The 15,254-nt window shown below is 66.0% G+C and carries 22 protein-coding genes and 1 pseudogene; 9 read left to right on the top strand and 14 right to left on the bottom strand.

The features are described from left to right. Positions 1-21: 21 nt before the first annotated feature. Complete coding sequence (locus ACWPMZ_RS15770) at positions 22-816, bottom strand: DODA-type extradiol aromatic ring-opening family dioxygenase (RefSeq protein WP_455705011.1); 795 nt, start codon at positions 814-816, stop codon at positions 22-24. Further along, positions 813-1,259, bottom strand: coding sequence for a COG3650 family protein (locus tag ACWPMZ_RS15765; RefSeq protein WP_455705010.1), 447 nt, complete (start codon positions 1,257-1,259; stop codon positions 813-815). Before ACWPMZ_RS15765 ends, ACWPMZ_RS15770 begins: the two co-directional genes overlap by 4 nt. Positions 1,260-1,366: 107 nt before the next feature. Between ACWPMZ_RS15765 and ACWPMZ_RS15760 the strand changes: the two genes are divergently transcribed. Then, positions 1,367-1,837, top strand: a complete 471-nt coding sequence (locus ACWPMZ_RS15760) for a hypothetical protein (protein ID WP_455705009.1) — start codon at positions 1,367-1,369, stop codon at positions 1,835-1,837. Between the two features lie 30 nt (positions 1,838-1,867). On the opposite strand, the gene ACWPMZ_RS15755 is transcribed toward ACWPMZ_RS15760, so the two are convergent. The 3 genes from ACWPMZ_RS15755 to ACWPMZ_RS15745 all read right to left on the bottom strand — a co-directional run bounded on the left by ACWPMZ_RS15755 (position 1,868) and on the right by ACWPMZ_RS15745 (position 2,922). Then, positions 1,868-2,158 carry a hypothetical protein gene (locus ACWPMZ_RS15755; RefSeq protein WP_455705008.1) on the bottom strand — a complete coding sequence of 97 codons (291 nt, stop codon included), beginning with the start codon at positions 2,156-2,158 and terminating at the stop codon, positions 1,868-1,870. Positions 2,159-2,414: 256 nt separating this feature from the next. Further along, the gene (locus tag ACWPMZ_RS15750; protein ID WP_455705007.1) at positions 2,415-2,651 is read right to left on the bottom strand and encodes a hypothetical protein; all 237 of its coding nucleotides are present in this window, start codon (positions 2,649-2,651) and stop codon (positions 2,415-2,417) included. Positions 2,652-2,709: 58 nt separating this feature from the next. Continuing rightward, entirely contained in the window at positions 2,710-2,922 is a 213-nt protein-coding gene (locus ACWPMZ_RS15745; protein WP_455705006.1) for a cold-shock protein, read from the bottom strand. A 210-nt stretch (positions 2,923-3,132) separates the two neighbouring features. Between ACWPMZ_RS15745 and ACWPMZ_RS15740 the strand changes: the two genes are divergently transcribed. Continuing rightward, positions 3,133-3,588 (top strand): YaiI/YqxD family protein, encoded by a 456-nt coding sequence (locus ACWPMZ_RS15740; protein ID WP_455705005.1) that lies wholly within the window; start codon positions 3,133-3,135, stop codon positions 3,586-3,588. Positions 3,589-3,609: 21 nt separating this feature from the next. Here the strand turns inward: ACWPMZ_RS15740 and ACWPMZ_RS15735 are convergent, their stop codons facing one another. Next, the gene (locus tag ACWPMZ_RS15735; protein ID WP_455705004.1) at positions 3,610-3,975 is read right to left on the bottom strand and encodes a hypothetical protein; all 366 of its coding nucleotides are present in this window, start codon (positions 3,973-3,975) and stop codon (positions 3,610-3,612) included. A 258-nt stretch (positions 3,976-4,233) separates the two neighbouring features. Then, on the bottom strand, positions 4,234-4,566 hold the full coding sequence (locus tag ACWPMZ_RS15730) for an ArsR/SmtB family transcription factor (protein WP_455705003.1): 333 nt from the start codon (positions 4,564-4,566) through the stop codon (positions 4,234-4,236). A gap of 112 nt (positions 4,567-4,678) precedes the next feature. Between ACWPMZ_RS15730 and ACWPMZ_RS15725 the strand changes: the two genes are divergently transcribed. Further along, entirely contained in the window at positions 4,679-5,425 is a 747-nt protein-coding gene (locus ACWPMZ_RS15725) for an SDR family NAD(P)-dependent oxidoreductase (RefSeq protein WP_455705002.1), read from the top strand. A 52-nt stretch (positions 5,426-5,477) separates the two neighbouring features. On the opposite strand, the gene ACWPMZ_RS15720 is transcribed toward ACWPMZ_RS15725, so the two are convergent. Further along, positions 5,478-5,981 carry a hypothetical protein gene (locus ACWPMZ_RS15720; protein WP_455705001.1) on the bottom strand — a complete coding sequence of 168 codons (504 nt, stop codon included), beginning with the start codon at positions 5,979-5,981 and terminating at the stop codon, positions 5,478-5,480. Next, positions 5,978-6,577: a hypothetical protein gene (locus tag ACWPMZ_RS15715; protein ID WP_455705000.1), complete on the bottom strand. Its 600-nt coding sequence runs from the start codon at positions 6,575-6,577 to the stop codon at positions 5,978-5,980. Before ACWPMZ_RS15715 ends, ACWPMZ_RS15720 begins: the two co-directional genes overlap by 4 nt. Before the next feature lie 151 nt (positions 6,578-6,728). Between ACWPMZ_RS15715 and ACWPMZ_RS15710 the strand changes: the two genes are divergently transcribed. Genes ACWPMZ_RS15710 through ACWPMZ_RS15700 form a run of 3 tightly spaced genes read left to right on the top strand, consistent with a single transcriptional unit; the run spans position 6,729 to position 7,610 of the window. After that, a complete protein-coding gene (locus tag ACWPMZ_RS15710) occupies positions 6,729-6,905 on the top strand; it encodes a hypothetical protein (RefSeq protein WP_455704999.1) in 177 nt (58 codons plus the stop codon). 32 nt (positions 6,906-6,937) lie between these two features. Then, a complete protein-coding gene (locus ACWPMZ_RS15705; RefSeq protein ID WP_455704998.1) occupies positions 6,938-7,183 on the top strand; it encodes a hypothetical protein in 246 nt (81 codons plus the stop codon). A 58-nt stretch (positions 7,184-7,241) separates the two neighbouring features. Beyond that, on the top strand, positions 7,242-7,610 hold the full coding sequence (locus ACWPMZ_RS15700; protein ID WP_455704997.1) for an Mpo1-like protein: 369 nt from the start codon (positions 7,242-7,244) through the stop codon (positions 7,608-7,610). Between the two features lie 21 nt (positions 7,611-7,631). On the opposite strand, the gene ACWPMZ_RS15695 is transcribed toward ACWPMZ_RS15700, so the two are convergent. Then, entirely contained in the window at positions 7,632-7,976 is a 345-nt protein-coding gene (locus ACWPMZ_RS15695; RefSeq protein WP_455704996.1) for an HPF/RaiA family ribosome-associated protein, read from the bottom strand. 475 nt (positions 7,977-8,451) lie between these two features. Here ACWPMZ_RS15695 and ACWPMZ_RS15690 point away from each other — a divergent pair, with 475 nt between their 5' ends. Further along, on the top strand, positions 8,452-9,087 hold the full coding sequence (locus ACWPMZ_RS15690; RefSeq protein WP_455704995.1) for a hypothetical protein: 636 nt from the start codon (positions 8,452-8,454) through the stop codon (positions 9,085-9,087). Between the two features lie 35 nt (positions 9,088-9,122). On the opposite strand, the gene ACWPMZ_RS15685 is transcribed toward ACWPMZ_RS15690, so the two are convergent. From ACWPMZ_RS15685 to thiC, 4 genes and pseudogenes are all read right to left on the bottom strand, one after another. Continuing rightward, complete coding sequence (locus ACWPMZ_RS15685) at positions 9,123-9,893, bottom strand: hypothetical protein (protein ID WP_455704994.1); 771 nt, start codon at positions 9,891-9,893, stop codon at positions 9,123-9,125. Positions 9,894-10,039: 146 nt separating this feature from the next. Beyond that, positions 10,040-10,359, bottom strand: a pseudogene (locus tag ACWPMZ_RS15680) (phosphomethylpyrimidine synthase ThiC); the annotation flags it as partial. Positions 10,360-10,367: 8 nt separating this feature from the next. Next, positions 10,368-10,586 carry a DUF4287 domain-containing protein gene (locus ACWPMZ_RS15675; protein ID WP_455704993.1) on the bottom strand — a complete coding sequence of 73 codons (219 nt, stop codon included), beginning with the start codon at positions 10,584-10,586 and terminating at the stop codon, positions 10,368-10,370. Next, on the bottom strand, positions 10,579-12,441 hold the full coding sequence (gene thiC, locus ACWPMZ_RS15670) for a phosphomethylpyrimidine synthase ThiC (RefSeq protein WP_455704992.1): 1,863 nt from the start codon (positions 12,439-12,441) through the stop codon (positions 10,579-10,581). The genes ACWPMZ_RS15675 and thiC overlap by 8 nt, the downstream gene beginning before the upstream one ends. Before the next feature lie 189 nt (positions 12,442-12,630). Between thiC and ACWPMZ_RS15665 the strand changes: the two genes are divergently transcribed. Together ACWPMZ_RS15665 and ACWPMZ_RS15660 are read left to right on the top strand one after the other, a co-directional pair. Next, positions 12,631-13,257, top strand: coding sequence for an SOS response-associated peptidase family protein (locus tag ACWPMZ_RS15665; RefSeq protein WP_455704991.1), 627 nt, complete (start codon positions 12,631-12,633; stop codon positions 13,255-13,257). A 119-nt stretch (positions 13,258-13,376) separates the two neighbouring features. Next, complete coding sequence (locus ACWPMZ_RS15660) at positions 13,377-15,146, top strand: SLC13 family permease (protein WP_455704990.1); 1,770 nt, start codon at positions 13,377-13,379, stop codon at positions 15,144-15,146. The last annotated feature ends 108 nt before the right edge of the window (positions 15,147-15,254 follow it).

Here is a 15,254-nt window from a genome sequence, read left to right as displayed (position 1 = left end):
CCAGTTCCCGCCCCATCGTCCTCACGCGAAGCGATAGCCCGAGATCGCCGTGCCCATCATCTCCTCGCCGAAGTCGTGGGTGCCCGGCTCGTCCGACGCCCCGGCCACGACCATCAGGGGGAGCAAGTGCTCCGGCCTGGGATGGCTGACCCGGGCGTGCGGAGCATCGAGCCACCGCGAAAGCAGTTGCGCCCGCTCGCCTGCCCGCGCGGTTGCGGCGGCGGTGAGCCAGCGATCAAACTCGGCGGCGGGCTGGCGCGCGCCGGGATGGCCGTAGGCGCGCAGGTTGTGAAAGCTCATGCCCGATCCCAGGATCAGGACACCTTCGTCGCGCAGCGGGGCAAGCGCCTTGCCCGCGGCGATATGCAGTTCCGGATCGAACGAGGCGTGCAGGCTCATCTGGGCCAGCGGCACATCGGCGTCGGGCCACGCGACCGCGAGCGGCACGAACACCCCGTGGTCGAGCTTGCGGGCAGGATCGATGGCGCTGGGCAGACCCGCCCCGGCGATCAACTCCTCGGCACGCTGGACCAGGCCGGGAGCGCCGGGCGCCGGCCAGCGCAGCCGATAGGTCTCGGGCGGGAAACCGTAATAGTCGAATTCCAGATCCTGCGCCGGCGCGGTGCCGGTGAAGGTGAACGCGGCCTCCTCCCAATGCCCGGACACGATAAGGATCGCCTTGGGCGGCTCGGGAAGGGTCGCGGGCAGCGCCTTGAGATAGGCTTCCAGGCCGAGGAAATTCTGCCGCATGTTCGGCACCCACGGCCAGGGGCCGCCGCCGTGCGGGATGAACAGGGCAGGCTGGCGCAGGCTCATGGGTTCTCCAGCCCGGTGAAGGCGGTCTTGTCGGTCCAGGCGCAGCCCTGGCGTTGTTGCCCTTCGACCTGCAGCGTAACCGTGAAGGGATAGGTCCGGTCGCTCATGCCGTCCGAGCACTCGCCCGGCGTGATCGCCATCGTGAACGGTTGCCCGGCCAGTTCGCCGGACAGCGACAGGCCGTTGCGCCCGGCGAAGCGCTGGACGGCGATTGCGGTCCCGTCGATGTCCTCGGGTGTCGAATAGGTCAGGGTGTCGCCACTGGACTCGCCGCCCCAGAACGGCTCGGTGCCGGTGAAGCGGATGGTCTCTTGTGGCCCTATGCCGGACCAGGCGGTGTGATCCTCGCTGTCGCCTGGCAGGGGCGATCCACCGGTATCCGTCTGCCGGGTACAACCCGCGAGGGCGAAAACGATGGCTGCGGCGAGGCGTAGGTCCAGCATCCGGCGAACTTAGGTCCTTCCTCCGCGCGGTGAAAGGGGGCGCGGCGGAACTGCCCGCCATCTCGCGCATTTTTTCGGGGAGACGGTATTCGCCTGGAGTCGCACCGATGAAGCCCGTAAAAGCCCTCGCGCTGATTGTACCTGCCGGCCTGCTGCTCGGCATGGCGGCAGGCGCCGCCACCCGCCCGGTCATGATCCAGAACGCCCGCGATTACTGGCCCTCGTCCATCCAGGAAGCGAATGTCAGCGTCGATGCCTGGCGTCCGATTTATCAAGGCGGGCCGCAGGACCTGACCCCCGAACGCTATTCCTACCGCCCGGACCTCGATTACGAGGCTCTCGCCTATGCCGAGCAGGACGCGACCGACTATTGGATCGGCGAGGCCGAGGAAAGCCTCCAGCAGGCGGCGGATTTCCGTCCGCAGGGGAATGTCGAACGCGCAGCCGACCGGGCCCAGGCCGCGGTCGAGGACGTGCTTGCCGCGGCCGAAGAGTCTGCCGAAGCGCCGGCCATCGAGGTGATCGATGCCTCGACCGTCCCCGCCCCCGTCGCTCCAATGGTTACCCAGTCCTTCTAAGCGGCTTAACGCCGCGTGCGGCGAGGAGGGCTAGAGAGCCGAGCGCGACAGTCGCCGGCGGTTAGCACGGATCGGAACGGCGTAATGCGCCAGAGCCTTGGTGCCGAACGCTTCGGGTGACGAAAGCGCTCCACCCCAGATCATCGCCGGCCAGAACATCGCGCTGGCGGTGATCTTTTCGCTGATCATGCGCTGCCCCTCGCGTTCAGCGATCGCGCCGCCGCTCATCATCCGCAAGGAGCGCAGCCAGACGACCGAGGCCGCCTCGAACGAGAGCATCCAGGCGTCGACCCAGAGGTCGGTGGGAGTCTTAGAGGTCATTGGCGGCTCCTTGATGCTGCACTGCAACATGTGGGGAGAACGCGTGCCGAGGTCCAGCCCAACCAACCGGAATTCGTCAACGGCGTCACTTTGCCAGTACGACCGGCACAGTTGTCACACTTTTCATGGCAAGTGGGCCACAGTAGCGCATCGGCCGGAGGGCTCGTGCCCGCCTATCGACGGACTGGCTGCGCATTCGCAACCGAGCACTGGAGAAAGCATCGCAACCGCGGGGTTGCCCCGCGGCGACGCCCCGTCAGCCGGCGGCGGCCTCTGCAGCTTCGGCGGCTTCCGCCTCGGCGGCGCGGCGTTCGGCGCGTTCGTTATCGGCCTTGGCACGGTCGACCACGACCTTGCGGGCCTGCGTGGCAAGGGCGCGCCAGGTCTTTTCGGCGCGCAGGTTGCGGTCGCGCACGTTGTCGAGCGTCGCGGAGGCTGCTTCGGCAGCGGCCTCGTTGGCCCGGGCGTCGTAGAATTCGAAAGTCTGGCTCATGGATCGGTTCTCCGGCGCGAGTGGCCCCCCTCCCGCGTACGGGAGGGGGGAAACGGAATTAGTCGGCGGACGAAAGGTCGACGGCGCTTTCCTTGCCGTTGCGGCCCTTCTCGACCTCGTAGTTGAGACGCTGGTCCTTATCGAGCGACTGCATGCCGGCGGCCTGCACTGCGCTGATGTGGACGAAGCTGTCGGCCGAGCCGTCGTCGGGCTGGATGAAGCCATAGCCCTTTTCGGTGTTGAAGAATTTGACGGTGCCAGTCTTGGCCATGGGGTGTTCCTTTCAAGAACGATGGTGTCGAGCCGCAGAGTGCGGCCCGGTTCGTGCGTCAGATCGTTTTCGAAAAGGAGGTCGTCGTCTGGTTTGCGCCGATGCCCATGAGGGCGCCGGCGGTCGGCAAATCTCGAAGTCCGTCGCAAAGTTCGACGTCAGCGGGGTTACCGTAGCACGAAAGGTGCGGATCGCCTAATCGCGGGCGAAATGGCCGATCCCGTCACCATCCTGGTCGATGCCGACGCCTGCCCGGTGAAGGACGAGATCTACCGCGTGGCGGAGCGCCACCGCGCCCATGTGCGCGTGGTCAGCAACGCGGCGTTCCGCGTGCCGGTGAGTGAGCGGGTCCAGCGCATCGTGGTCTCCGACGCCTTCGACGCGGCGGACGACTGGATCGCCGAGCACGCCGGGCCGAGGACGATCGTGGTGACCGGCGACATCCTGCTGGCCGACCGTTGCCTGAAGGCCGGTGCGCGGGTGCTCAAGCACGACGGGCGCGAGTTCGACGCGGGCGGCATCGGCGCGGCCATCGCGACCCGCGCGATCATGGCCGACCTGCGCGCCGGGATGGACGGCGCCATGGGCGGCCCGCCGCCGTTCGCCAAGGCGGATCGCTCGCGCTTCCTTCAGGCGCTCGACCGGGTGCTGGTTGGCATGCGGTGAACGATTGCCGAGATCCGTAGTCTAGTCGGTGCAGCCGGCAACGAAATTGTCTGCCAAGTTGCGCGGCACGGAGGGCAGGACGCCCAGGTTCTGGGCGCCGTAATTGACCGCGACGCCGTCCGCTCCGGTCAGGATGGCGGCCAGATCGGTCGGGACCGGCCCGGTGCCGCTTACGCCGCCGCGGAGCGCGTCTCCGGCCGGATCGGCCACCAGGGTCACGACCGTCCCCCCTGATCCGAGCGTCATCCGTTCCTCGCTGCCGACGGGGCGGAAGGAATTGACGTTGACCAGCAGGCCGCCTTCGCGCGGGCAGAACAGGTGCATCGAAGGAGGTTCGCCTTCAGTCGCACCGAAGAACAGGCCATCGCCTTCGCCGCTGGAAGTCATTTCCCACGTACCACTGACACCGGGTTCGGGAAGGGACGTGGAGGTAGCCGCAGGGGCGGGAGCGGTCGCGTCTGCGGGGGCATTCGTCGCCTCAGGGGCAGGCGCGGCAGGTTCCTGAGAGCAGGCCCCGAGTATCATGGCGAAGAGAGCGAAGGAGAAGGTGCGCATCTGACCGATCAGCGCATTATCTTGCCGCCGGTTCCCGAGAGGCAGTGGCTTTTGCCGGGGGACCTCGTGGGCAGGGCTGGGGCGCTGCGCTCAGCAGGGCGGACTTGCCGCGTAGGCTCCCATGATGGCCTTGAGCAGCCCGGGAAACCGCGCATCGATTTCCTCGCACCGTGCGTAGTTGCGCATCTCGACGCCTTGTCTCTCCGATCGGATGAGGCCCGCATCGCGCAGGACGCGGAAATGCTGTGACAGCGAAGACTTCGGGATGACCCGTTCCCCGGTATCGGCGAGCTTCGCGCATCCCTGGACGCAGCCAAGGCCCGCGATCTCGGCATAGATCTTCGCCCGCTCCGGATCGGAAAGCGCATGCAGGATCGCCTGCGGAGAAATCGCGTCGGCAGCGGGATGAACGAACGGGCGCATGACAAAAATTTACATAGGCCCCCTTGCCGCAAGGTTCAATAGTTCCATATTCCTGAACTATCGCACTGATGGGACGCCGCATGGCCGCCCGGTGCCTAGGAAAGGAAACATCATGTCTCGTCTCGAGGGTAAGGTCACAGTCGTCACCGGAGCATCCAAGGGCATCGGCGCAGCGATCGCCAGGTCGTTTGCCGCCCAGGGGGCGGCGGTCATCGTCAACTACGCCAGCAGCCGCGACGGTGCCGATGCGACCGTCGCCGCAATCCAGGGCGCGGGGGGCAAGGCGCTGGCGGTAAAAGCCGACGTTTCCGATGCCGACCAGGCGCAGCAGCTGATCGACGCCGCCAGGCGCGAATTCGGCCGCATCGACATCGTCGTGAACAACAGCGGGGTCTATGCCTTCGCCCCGATCGAGGAGTTCGACCCGCTCGAATATCATCGCATGTTCGGCATCAACGTCCTCGGCCTGCTGAATGTCACCAAGGCCGCCGTGCCGCATCTGGCGGAAGGGGCGAGCGTCATCAACATATCGTCCAACATCACGCGGATGAAGATGCCCGGCGCCTCGCTCTATACGGCCAGCAAGGCGGCGGTCGACGCGATCACGCGCGTCCTTTCGAGCGAGCTGGGCCCGCGCCGCATCCGCGTGAACGCGATCTCGCCGGGCATGACCATGACCGAGGGGACCGATGCCGCGGGCATCGTTGAAGGCTCGGACTTCGCCGACCAGATCGTCGCGCAGACCCCGCTGGGCCGCGTCGGCCATCCCGACGACATCGCCCTCGCCGCGGTCTTCCTCGCCTCCGACGAGGCGCGCTGGATCACCGGCGAGGTCCTCGGCGTGAGCGGCGGCGCCTGACGCCGGCCGGAGTGCGGCACGCGGGGTTCGAAACCGGCGTGCCGCACGTCCGTCAGGCCAGGGACACCGGCGCGGGCCTCTGGCCCCGCCAGATCGTCCGCCACCCGGTATAGGCCACCGCCGCCAGCAGCATCGTCTGCACGATCAGCACCGGCGGCTCGTTGCCGGCGGGGGCCAGCGCGTTGAGCACGGGGATTTTCTGGAAACTCTGCACCACCAGGACCACCATGTTGAGCCACTGGGCCACCAGGGCGGTTGCCAGGAACGTGCCCCGCCAGCGCCCGGCGAGGGAGCGGCCGTAAAGCGCGTAGAGCGAGATCGCCAGCAGCACCAGCGAGATGACCCCGAAGACGAACGGCGGCCCGATCGGCTTGGGCGGGAACATGAACCCGGTCACGCTGGTCAGCACGGTGAACAGCAGGAACGCGCCGTTGACGGTGCGGCTCCAGCGCCCCCGCATGACCCCGACAAAGAAGATCACCCCGGCCGCGATGGCGACCAGGCTGATGGCGGTGTGAAACACGGTGAATTGCGCAAGCGACAGGCCGAGCATCATGGTCGTTCCCCCAGCGTAGGGCCGACCCGGCGCGAACGATACGCCTTCGCGGCCCCGCTAGCGAGTCCCAAAGGCGCGCCTGCCCGCTGCGCCGTAGCTGACCCCTGAGGCCGGGGCCGACATGGACCGGGTGTTACACGGTCCGGGGGATATTCTGTCGCCTTGCGCTCCAAAGCGTGATCTTGCCGCTCCGGGGTGTCGCCTTGAGGCTTCGGGGCGTCGCCTTGCGGCCGCACAGTGTCGCCTTGCAGGGCCCGCGCGGCGCCTTGCCTGGCCAGGTACTCGCCCAGCCCTTCCCCGTCCCAGCGGGAGCGGTTGCGCGCCGCGCTGGCGGCGGCCCGGGCGCGGATGCCCTGCCGCCGCGCGCCCTCGATCGCGGCGGCGACCGGCGTGCCCGCCAGCCGGGCGCGCATGCGATAGGCGGATTGCCGGCTCATCCCCACCGCCCGCGCCGCCTGCGCCACGCTGCCGCAGGTGGCGAGCGCCTCGAGAAAGGCGAGCACCTTGGGCATGGTCCAGCGATAGTCGGCATTGAGCCGGCGCGGCGTGCGAGACGGCGCGCGGCCAGGCGGCGGCGAGGTTTCGGGGGCGTCCATCGGCGAGCATAAGCCACAGGCGCCGAGGTGTAGGAAAGTTGTTTCGCTCCGTGCCCTTCCTGTGCGCGACGATTTTCGCATCGATTCAGGAACCTGGGGACTCGCTGGCGAATTGATCGGGACAGGAACCGCACCAACGAGGAGAGCAGCGATGTCCGCAGGCGAACGCGAATTGATCGAGCCCCACGAGGGCGACAAGCGCTATCAGCGGCGCAACGAAGACGGCACCTTCGGCGAGAGCGACGACCAGACCAAATCACTGCGCCAGGACGTGAAGCGTCATTCCGAGACGAAGAAGCCACGCAACCAGGGCGACAAGGGCGACTGACCATGGGCAAGGCGAAGACCCCCCAAGCCGCGATGCCCGGTCCCCGCTCCGATGACGCCGGCGGTGCCGCCCCCCGCCGCGGCGACGGCGCCAACCAGGGCCTGATCCCGAAGGATGAGCGCGGCGCGGGCGGCGGCGGACCGGTGGGGCCGAAGGACGCGGGCAAGCATGGCTTCCACGGGGGCCAGTCGAACGCGGCGTACCACGGACACGGCCAGCTGGGCGAGGATGCGGTCGAGGGGCAGGAGAACGTCAACGCGGTCAGCAAGGACCCGTAATCGCTCTGCACGCAGGGCTCCGGTTGCGCCGGGCTTCTAATCGGCTCAGGCTTGGCCCATGACCGACCCCGCCGCCCCGCCCACGCCCGAAACCGGCGGAACCCGCTACGCCACTTTCGCCGAGTTCTGGCCATTCTACCTGCGCGAGCACTCGCGCCCCGTCACCCGCGCGCTGCATTACGTCGGGACGACACTGGTGGTCGCGCTGGCCGCGTTCGCGCTGGTGACGGGCCGGTACTGGTGGCTGCTGGCGATGCCGCTGGCGGGCTACGTCTTCGCCTGGCTCGCCCACTTCACGGTCGAGAAGAACCGACCCGCGACCTTCACCTATCCGCTGTGGAGCCTCGCCGCCGACTTTCGCATGTGGTGGCTGTGGCTGACCGGGCGGCTGGGGGCGGAGTTGAGGGCGGCGGGGGTGGAGCGCTAGACGCCCGGGCCTGCCCGCGCGTCAGAGCGCCTTTTCGGGGCGCGGGTCATGGTCGTGACGGTCGGCCTTGCCGAAGTGCCGTTCGAGCCGCTGGGCGAGCGTGCCGGCCGCCTTGCGCGCCGCGTCGTCGACGGTGGCGGCGTGCTCGGTAACGCCGATCGCCCGGCCACCCGCCGGCCGCGCTTCGATCGTGCAGGCCTTGTCGTCGGCCCCACCCTTGGCCCCGTTCTCGTCGCGCACATGGATTTCGAGCCGCGTCAGCCGATCCTCGAACCGCGCCAGCTTGGTACGCACGGCCGCCTCGATCCGCTCGGCGACGTTCTCGGTGCCCATGACGCTGCTGTCTGAATTGAACTGGACCTGCATTGCGGGTCTCCTCTCTCGGGTTGTTGTCGTGTGGGTCCGAGATGGGGATGAATGGGGAGGATGCGAGCGTTATCGCGTGCTCCTCCTCGCGGACCGCGCGCTGAAGGCGGACGCGACCGTGCTGGCGCAACACAGGCAAGCTCCTCGACGCCGCCAGCATCGGCGGCGCGCCGAGACGTCGGCGCCACCCGCGCCATCATGACCGACCTGCGCGCCGGGATTGACGGACCTTTAGGGGGGAGCGGGGGAGGGCCGGCTCCACCCCGCAAGGAGGGAGTCGGAGCCGCAGGCGGAGACGGCCAAAAGGTCACCTGCACGCTCGCGCTTCCTGCAGGCGCTGGACCGGGAGTTGGGCGAGTGGGGAAATGATTCCGCTCAGCACTTGCCAAATGCCCATTAGTCTATGCCCACACGCGCCGCTCCGCGTGCTTGTTTCGCAATCTCATTTAGCTAAGACTTGGGGAGAGAGGGGAGAATGATGAAACGACTTTTTACTTGTATAGCGCTTGGACTGACGGCCTGTGGTTCGTCAAGTACGGACGATGTCGAACAACGCAGCGAAGACGACACAAAGAAACTGTGGGTGACCGAGCAATACGCCGAACGCCACACATGTGCGTCCAGGGAATGTGGGGTCGTTGGTCGTTTGTTTTTCCGAGAGGGTGTGACACCGGAAGAAGAAAAGGACGGATGGGTCCGGGTATCGCGATATTACGACGCGAGCTGTGCGGATGGTCGTAGTGAGTATGTCGACGAAGGATCAGCTGAATGCGCGGAGACCAATGGGATTACCAACGGTCAATTCGCGGAATGGATTGAACGCACAAAGCTTTCAGAAGTGCGACCCGCCGATCCGGCGGATACCGCAAGTGTCGACGAAGCCATGATTGCTCAATCGGACGATTTTAATTTGCATCGGGAAGCTTTTTTGACCGCCGCCAATCAACTCATTGCGGATGGCACCTGTACAGCAGCCGAGTTTGAGGAAATGGGCGGCTGGGTAAAATCATCAAATCATCGGAACGAACCAATCTATTTCACTTATTGCGGAGGCATGACGACGAGCAACCGCGTTTACGTTGATGTATCGGACGGTCGCATCTTTCGCTAGCGCCCACAGACGGTCGCCACGCGCAACTTCGCGGCCTATCGCCTTAGACGTACCAACTGATGCGTCGGACTGATCACTTCAAAATCGAACATTTCGTGGGATTCTAGAAATGGCTTCAATTTCGCAAAGCCCAAAGCTTTATAGTCTACAGGAGTGTACCGAGCTAAATAGCCGGCAAAAGTGGACAAATTTGATGATCCATCTTCTTTCGCGGTGATCGCAAACGCTTTGAACAGCCAATTCCGAATTTCATCGTCGGTCAAGTTTGGAGTGTAAGCGGTTTTGATCGCCGCTGCTTTTGTCTTCGGTATTTTTGCTTTCTCCGATACGATACGCCCGATTGTCATGCCTAGCTGACGTGAAAGTTTAGCACGAAAATCATAAAGATCGGAGAATGTATCAATCAAGCCCTGCGACTTTATTTCGTCTTTAAACGCATTCAATCTACCGAGCTGTTCGGCATCAATCTTGTTGGGGGGTACTGGGCGCTCAGAGAAATACAGCAACGCTGGTTTTCCCTTGTTAACAAACTCTTTGATTTCCTCGACAGTCCCGCTTTCTTCCTTTCCTGTGCTTTGACCAATGCGGGTCCAGAAAAGTGCGACGAGTAAGTCACAATCTCTAAGGATCTGCTGATTTATCAGCTCTTGTGGTCGCTCTCCCAATTGCGGCGTTGCGTGAGTTTCCCATTTGATCGGAAGGAACACGATATTGTTGGGAAGGCCATGCGCAGCGTTCCAGTCATTGATCACCTCAGGAATAACAACCCGTTCGTCTGTTAAGTCGGAGGGTGAGGCGATAAACACCGTATATACATCGCATTTCCGAGACACTGAATCCTCCGGCCCCATCCTAAATCAAAGAAGGGATGTTACAGCCTAGCCAATTCGTCAACTGACGTCTGCGCTTTCTCTAGTCCTTCCTCCCTGAACGGCTTTGGGGTCAGTCTAAATCAGTCGTGCTCCCGGTCGCCCTGCCTGATGTATAGCTCGCGCCCGGTTTCGTTGTAGACGCGGCTCATCTCGTCCATGCCGGCCTCCGCATTCTCGACTGGCACCGTGGCGGCGAGATAGCTCTCCGAGTTCTGCTTCGCCGCAAAATCCCGCACTTCCTGTGTGATCTTCATCGAGCAGAACTTGGGCCCGCACATCAAGCAGAAGTGCGCGGTCTTGGCGCCTTCGGCCGGCAGGGTCTGGTCGTGGCATTGCTCGGCGGTGCGGGATCGAGGCTGACGTTGAACTGGTCGCGCCAGCGGAATTCACCTCGGGCGCGCCCCCGTCCTAACCTTCCGCCAGCGTCGCAGCCACCAACGCATTCGCGTGGCCGTGGCCCATGCCATATTCGTCCTTGAGGAACGTCACCAGTTCCATGTGCCTGGCCGGCAGCCGCGCGCGGATTAGGCCTTGCCAGTGGGCGATGGGCTGGCCGTACTTCGCCTCGATCGAGGGGAAGTAGGAGGCGGGCCCCTTTACCTTTTCGCTCTTGGGCCCGTCAGTCATGCTCCCGGTCGCCCTGGCCGATGTACAGCTCGCGCCCGGTTTCCTCGTAGACGCGGCTCATCTCGTCCATGCCGGCCTCGGCATTCTCGACCGGGACCGTGGCGGCGAGGTAGCTGTCGGAGTTCTGCTTTGCCGCGAATTCCCGCACCTCCTGGGTGATCTTCATCGAGCAGAACTTGGGCCCGCACATGCTGCAGAAGTGCGCGGTCTTGGCGCCTTCGGCCGGCAGGGTCTGGTCGTGGTATTGCTCGGCGGTGTCGGGGTCGAGGCTGAGGTTGAACTGGTCGCGCCAGCGGAATTCGAAGCGGGCGCGGCTCAGGGCGTCGTCGCGGACCTTGGCGGCCGGGTGGCCCTTGGCGAGGTCGGCGGCGTGGGCGGCGAGCTTGTAGGTTACCACGCCGACTTTCACGTCGTCGCGGTCGGGCAGGCCGAGGTGTTCCTTGGGCGTGACGTAGCAGAGCATCGCGGTGCCGAACCACCCGATCATCGCCGCGCCGATGCCGCTGGTGATGTGGTCGTAGCCGGGCGCGATGTCGGTGACGAGCGGCCCGAGGGTGTAGAACGGCGCCTCGCCGCAGGCGGCAAGCTGCTTGTCCATGTTCTCCTTGATCTTGTGCATCGGCACGTGGCCGGGCCCTTCGATCATCACCTGCACGTCCTGCGCCCAGGCGCGCTTCGTCAGCTCGCCCAGGGTGTAGAGCTCGGCGAACTGCGCCTCGTCGTTGGCGTCGGCGATGGAGCCGGGTCGCAGGCCGTCACCCAGCGAGTAGGCGATGTCGTAGGCCTTCATGATCTCGGTGATCTCGTCGAAGCGCTCGTAGAGGAAGCTCTCCTTGTGGTGCGCCAGGCACCATTTCGCCATGATGCTGCCGCCGCGGCTGACGATGCCGGTGACGCGCTTGGCGGTCATCGGGATGTAGGGCAGGCGCACACCGGCGTGGATCGTGAAGTAGTCGACGCCCTGTTCGGCCTGCTCGATCAGCGTGTCGCGGAAAATCTCCCACGTCAGGTCCTCGGCGATGCCGCCGACCTTTTCCAGCGCCTGGTAGATCGGCACGGTGCCGATGGGGACGGGGCTGTTGCGGATGATCCATTCGCGCGTGTCGTGGATGTTGCGGCCCGTGCTGAGGTCCATCACGGTGTCGGCGCCCCAGCGGATCGACCAGACCATCTTGTCGACTTCGGAGGCGACGTTGGAAGCGACCGCGGAGTTGCCGATGTTGGCGTTGATCTTGACCAGGAAGTTGCGGCCGATGGCCATCGGCTCGGCTTCCGGGTGGTTGACGTTGGAGGGGATGATCGCCCGCCCGCGCGCCACTTCGTCGCGGACGAATTCTGGAGTCACGTACTCGGGGATCTCGGCGCCCCAGGAATTCCCGTCGCGCTCGCGGCGGACGAACTCGCGGCCGATGTTCTCGCGCGTGGCGACGTATTCCATCTCGGGCGTGACGATGCCGCGGCGCGCGTAGTGCATCTGGCTGAGGTTGGCGCCGGGCTTGGCCCGCAGCACGGTCCGCGCGACGTTGGGAAAGGCCGGGACGCCGCCCGACCGGTCGGGCCCGAGCTGGCCGTTGTCTTCCGGCTTGACCTCGCGCGGGGTGTATTCCTCCACGTCGCCGCGGGCGAGCTGCCAGGGGCGCCGCAGTTGCGGCAGTCCGGCCATGATATCGATGCTGGCGGCGGTGTCGGTGTAGGGGCCGGACGTGTCGTAGACCCGCACCGGCGGCTCGCCGCACGAAGGCTCGAGGTCGATCTCGCGCATCGCCACGCCGAGCGGCCCGACGTGGATCTTGCGGCTGCCGCGAATGGGGCCGGTGGTCACGCCGATTTCGAGGGGACTGTTGATGTCGGCCATTGCAATGCTCTCCTCACGCGGGAGAGAGTGCCGGATGCGAAACCGCCCACTCCCTCCGCCCGTGCTAACGGGTTCAGGTTCGACGGGTCGGAGGATGCGAGCCCTCCCTCTCAGCCGGCGTCCTTACGGACTCGCTGGCTCCCCGGGGATGCCGTGGACACTAGGGGCGCGCGGGCAGACAGTCCAGCCATGACGATGCTCTATCGGCTCGATGCCGCGGCGGCAGACGTGGCGGGCGCGTTCGGGGCCGAGGCAGGACCCGACCCGTGGAGCGGGGGATACGTCGCGCCCGGCTGTTTCGCGCCGGTGATCACCGCGGGGCGCGAGTTCGTCGCCGGGCCACGGCAGCCCGGGCAGCCGCGCCGCCTGGTTCCGCGCCTGTGGGGTGTGCCGCCGCCGCCGCGCGCGGCGGCCGAAGGGCGCGGCGCGATTGCCAGCGTGCGCAATCCCGACAGCCCGTTCTGGGTCGGCAACCTGCGCAACAGCGAATTTCGCTGCGTGATCCCGGCCACCGCCTTCATGGAATGGAGCGACGCGATCGACGTGGAGGGCCGCCGCATCCGGCACTGGTTTACCGGCGCCGGGGGATCGTTCCTGGCCCTGGCAGGCGTGTGGAAGGACAGCGAGGTGCCGAGCTTCGCGCTTGTCACGTGCCGCGCCAACGCCCTGCTGCGCGGGATCGGGCGCGAAACAATGCCGGTCGTCCTGGCCGACCGGGCTGCCATCGAGGGGTGGCTACACGCCGGATGGGACCGCGCCGCGCGGCTGATCGCGCCGTGCCGCGAAGACTGTTTGCGCATGAATGCGGAGGAGTGAACGCGCGCGCCTTCCCCTGCTGGACGGAGGGCACCGGCACAAACTGACGAGCCTTTGATGTATCGGGGAGCCTTTGCCGCAGCGCCACGTTCCCTGCACCGCGACCAACCGGGGGCCAGATGACATTTCAGCAGGGTATGAGCTTCGCAGTTCTTGCGGGTACGATAGCGTTGTTCATCTGGGGTCGGTGGCGTTACGACCTGGTGGCAGTCGCCGGGCTGATCGGGGGTCTGCTGACCGGCGTCGTTCCGGCGGACAAGGCCTTCGCCGGCTTCTCCGACGATATCGTCATCATCGTAGGCAGCGCACTCGTCGTCAGTGCCGCCGTCGCCCGATCCGGCGTGATCGAGCAGATCGTTGCGCGCTTTTCGCCGCTGCTGAAATCGTTCACCGCGCAGTTGATCATGCTCGTCGCGGCGGTCGCCCTGATGAGCGCATTCGTAAAGAACATCGGTGCACTGGCGATCATGATGCCGATCGCCTTCCAGATGGCACGCAAGCTCGACGTGCCGATCTCCCGCTATCTCATGCCCATGGCGTTCGGCGCCCTCCTGGGCGGGCTGATGACGCTGGTCGGGACGTCACCCAACATCATCGTCGCCAGCCTGCGCGAGGAGATGACCGGCCAGCCCTTCGCGATGTTCGATTTCTTCCCGGTCGGCGCGACCCTCGCGCTGGTGGGCGTGGCGTTCCTGGCCGTCGGCCATCGTCTGCTGCCGGGCGGCCAGGTTCCCGCGATCGGGATGGGCGAGGCGCTGGCCGAAAAGTCCTACGTCACCGAAGCCATGGTGGAGGAAGGTTCGCGGGCCGAAGGGCTTACGCTGGGCGACCTCGTGGACGACGATGGCGGGACCGCCGTCACGACCGTTCTTCGCGCCGGGTCGCGGCTGGATGCCGATGCCGCGCTTGTTCTGGAGCCGGGCGACATCGTGGTGATGCACGGCGAAGCGCAGGCGCTGGAACGCAAGGTCGCGGACATGGGCCTCGCCCTGGAAGGGCGGCACCGGGACCTGGACCCGGAGACTTCGGGCGAGGAGTTGCGGATCATCGAGGCGGTGATCGGATCGAATTCCATCCTGGTGGGAGAAGCGGCCGGCCGGATAGAATTGCACAAGAGGTACGGCATCAACCTGCTCGCCGTCGGCCGCAGCGGCGTGCGCTTCACCGAACGGCTGGGCGCGATCAACCTGCGCGCCGGCGACCTGATCGTGCTGCAGGGGGTCGAGAGCGAATTGCCACGGCGCCTGCGCGAACTGGACTGCCTGCCCCTGGCCGAACGCGAGGTCCGCCTGGGCGGGCTGTCGCGCAGCATCCTGCCACTGCTCATCCTTGGCGTTGCCATGGCGCTGACGGCTGTGGGGGCGATCTCGGTGCAGATTGCCTTCTTCGGGGCGGCTGCCGCCACGGTAATGATCGGGGCCCTCCCCCTGCGCGAGGCCTACAGCGCGGTCGAATGGCCGATCCTGATCATGCTCGCCGCGCTGATCCCCGTCAGCCAGTCCATCCAGGACACAGGCGGCACCACCCTGATCGCGGACGGACTGGCTTCACTCGCGCAGGGAATGTCGCCGATCGGGGCGCTGGCCCTGATCATGGTCGCCGCGATGGCCCTGACGCCGTTTCTCAACAACGCCGCGACGGTCCTGGTGATGGCCCCGATCGCCGCCGGCTTCGCCCAGGGACTCGATTACCGGCCCGACGGGTTTCTGATGGCGGTGGCGGTGGGCGCGGCCTGCGATTTCCTCACCCCGATCGGCCACCAGTGCAACACCCTGGTCATGGGGCCGGGGGGCTACCGCTTCGGCGATTACTGGCGCCTGGGGTTGCCGCTTTCCATCCTGGTGATCGTCGTGGGCGTGCCCATGATCGCCCTGACCTGGCCGGCCTAGGCAGATTGCCGGCAAGTTTCGGCGACTTCACGGTCGAGGCGGGGGTCGGATCACCGCAGCGCCGGCGCTGCCGCATGAAAAGCCGGGAAAATGGCAGGGGTGACAGGA

This window comes from Tsuneonella sp. HG222 (genome assembly GCF_053819185.1).
This window is presented reverse-complemented; position numbering and strand designations above follow the sequence as displayed.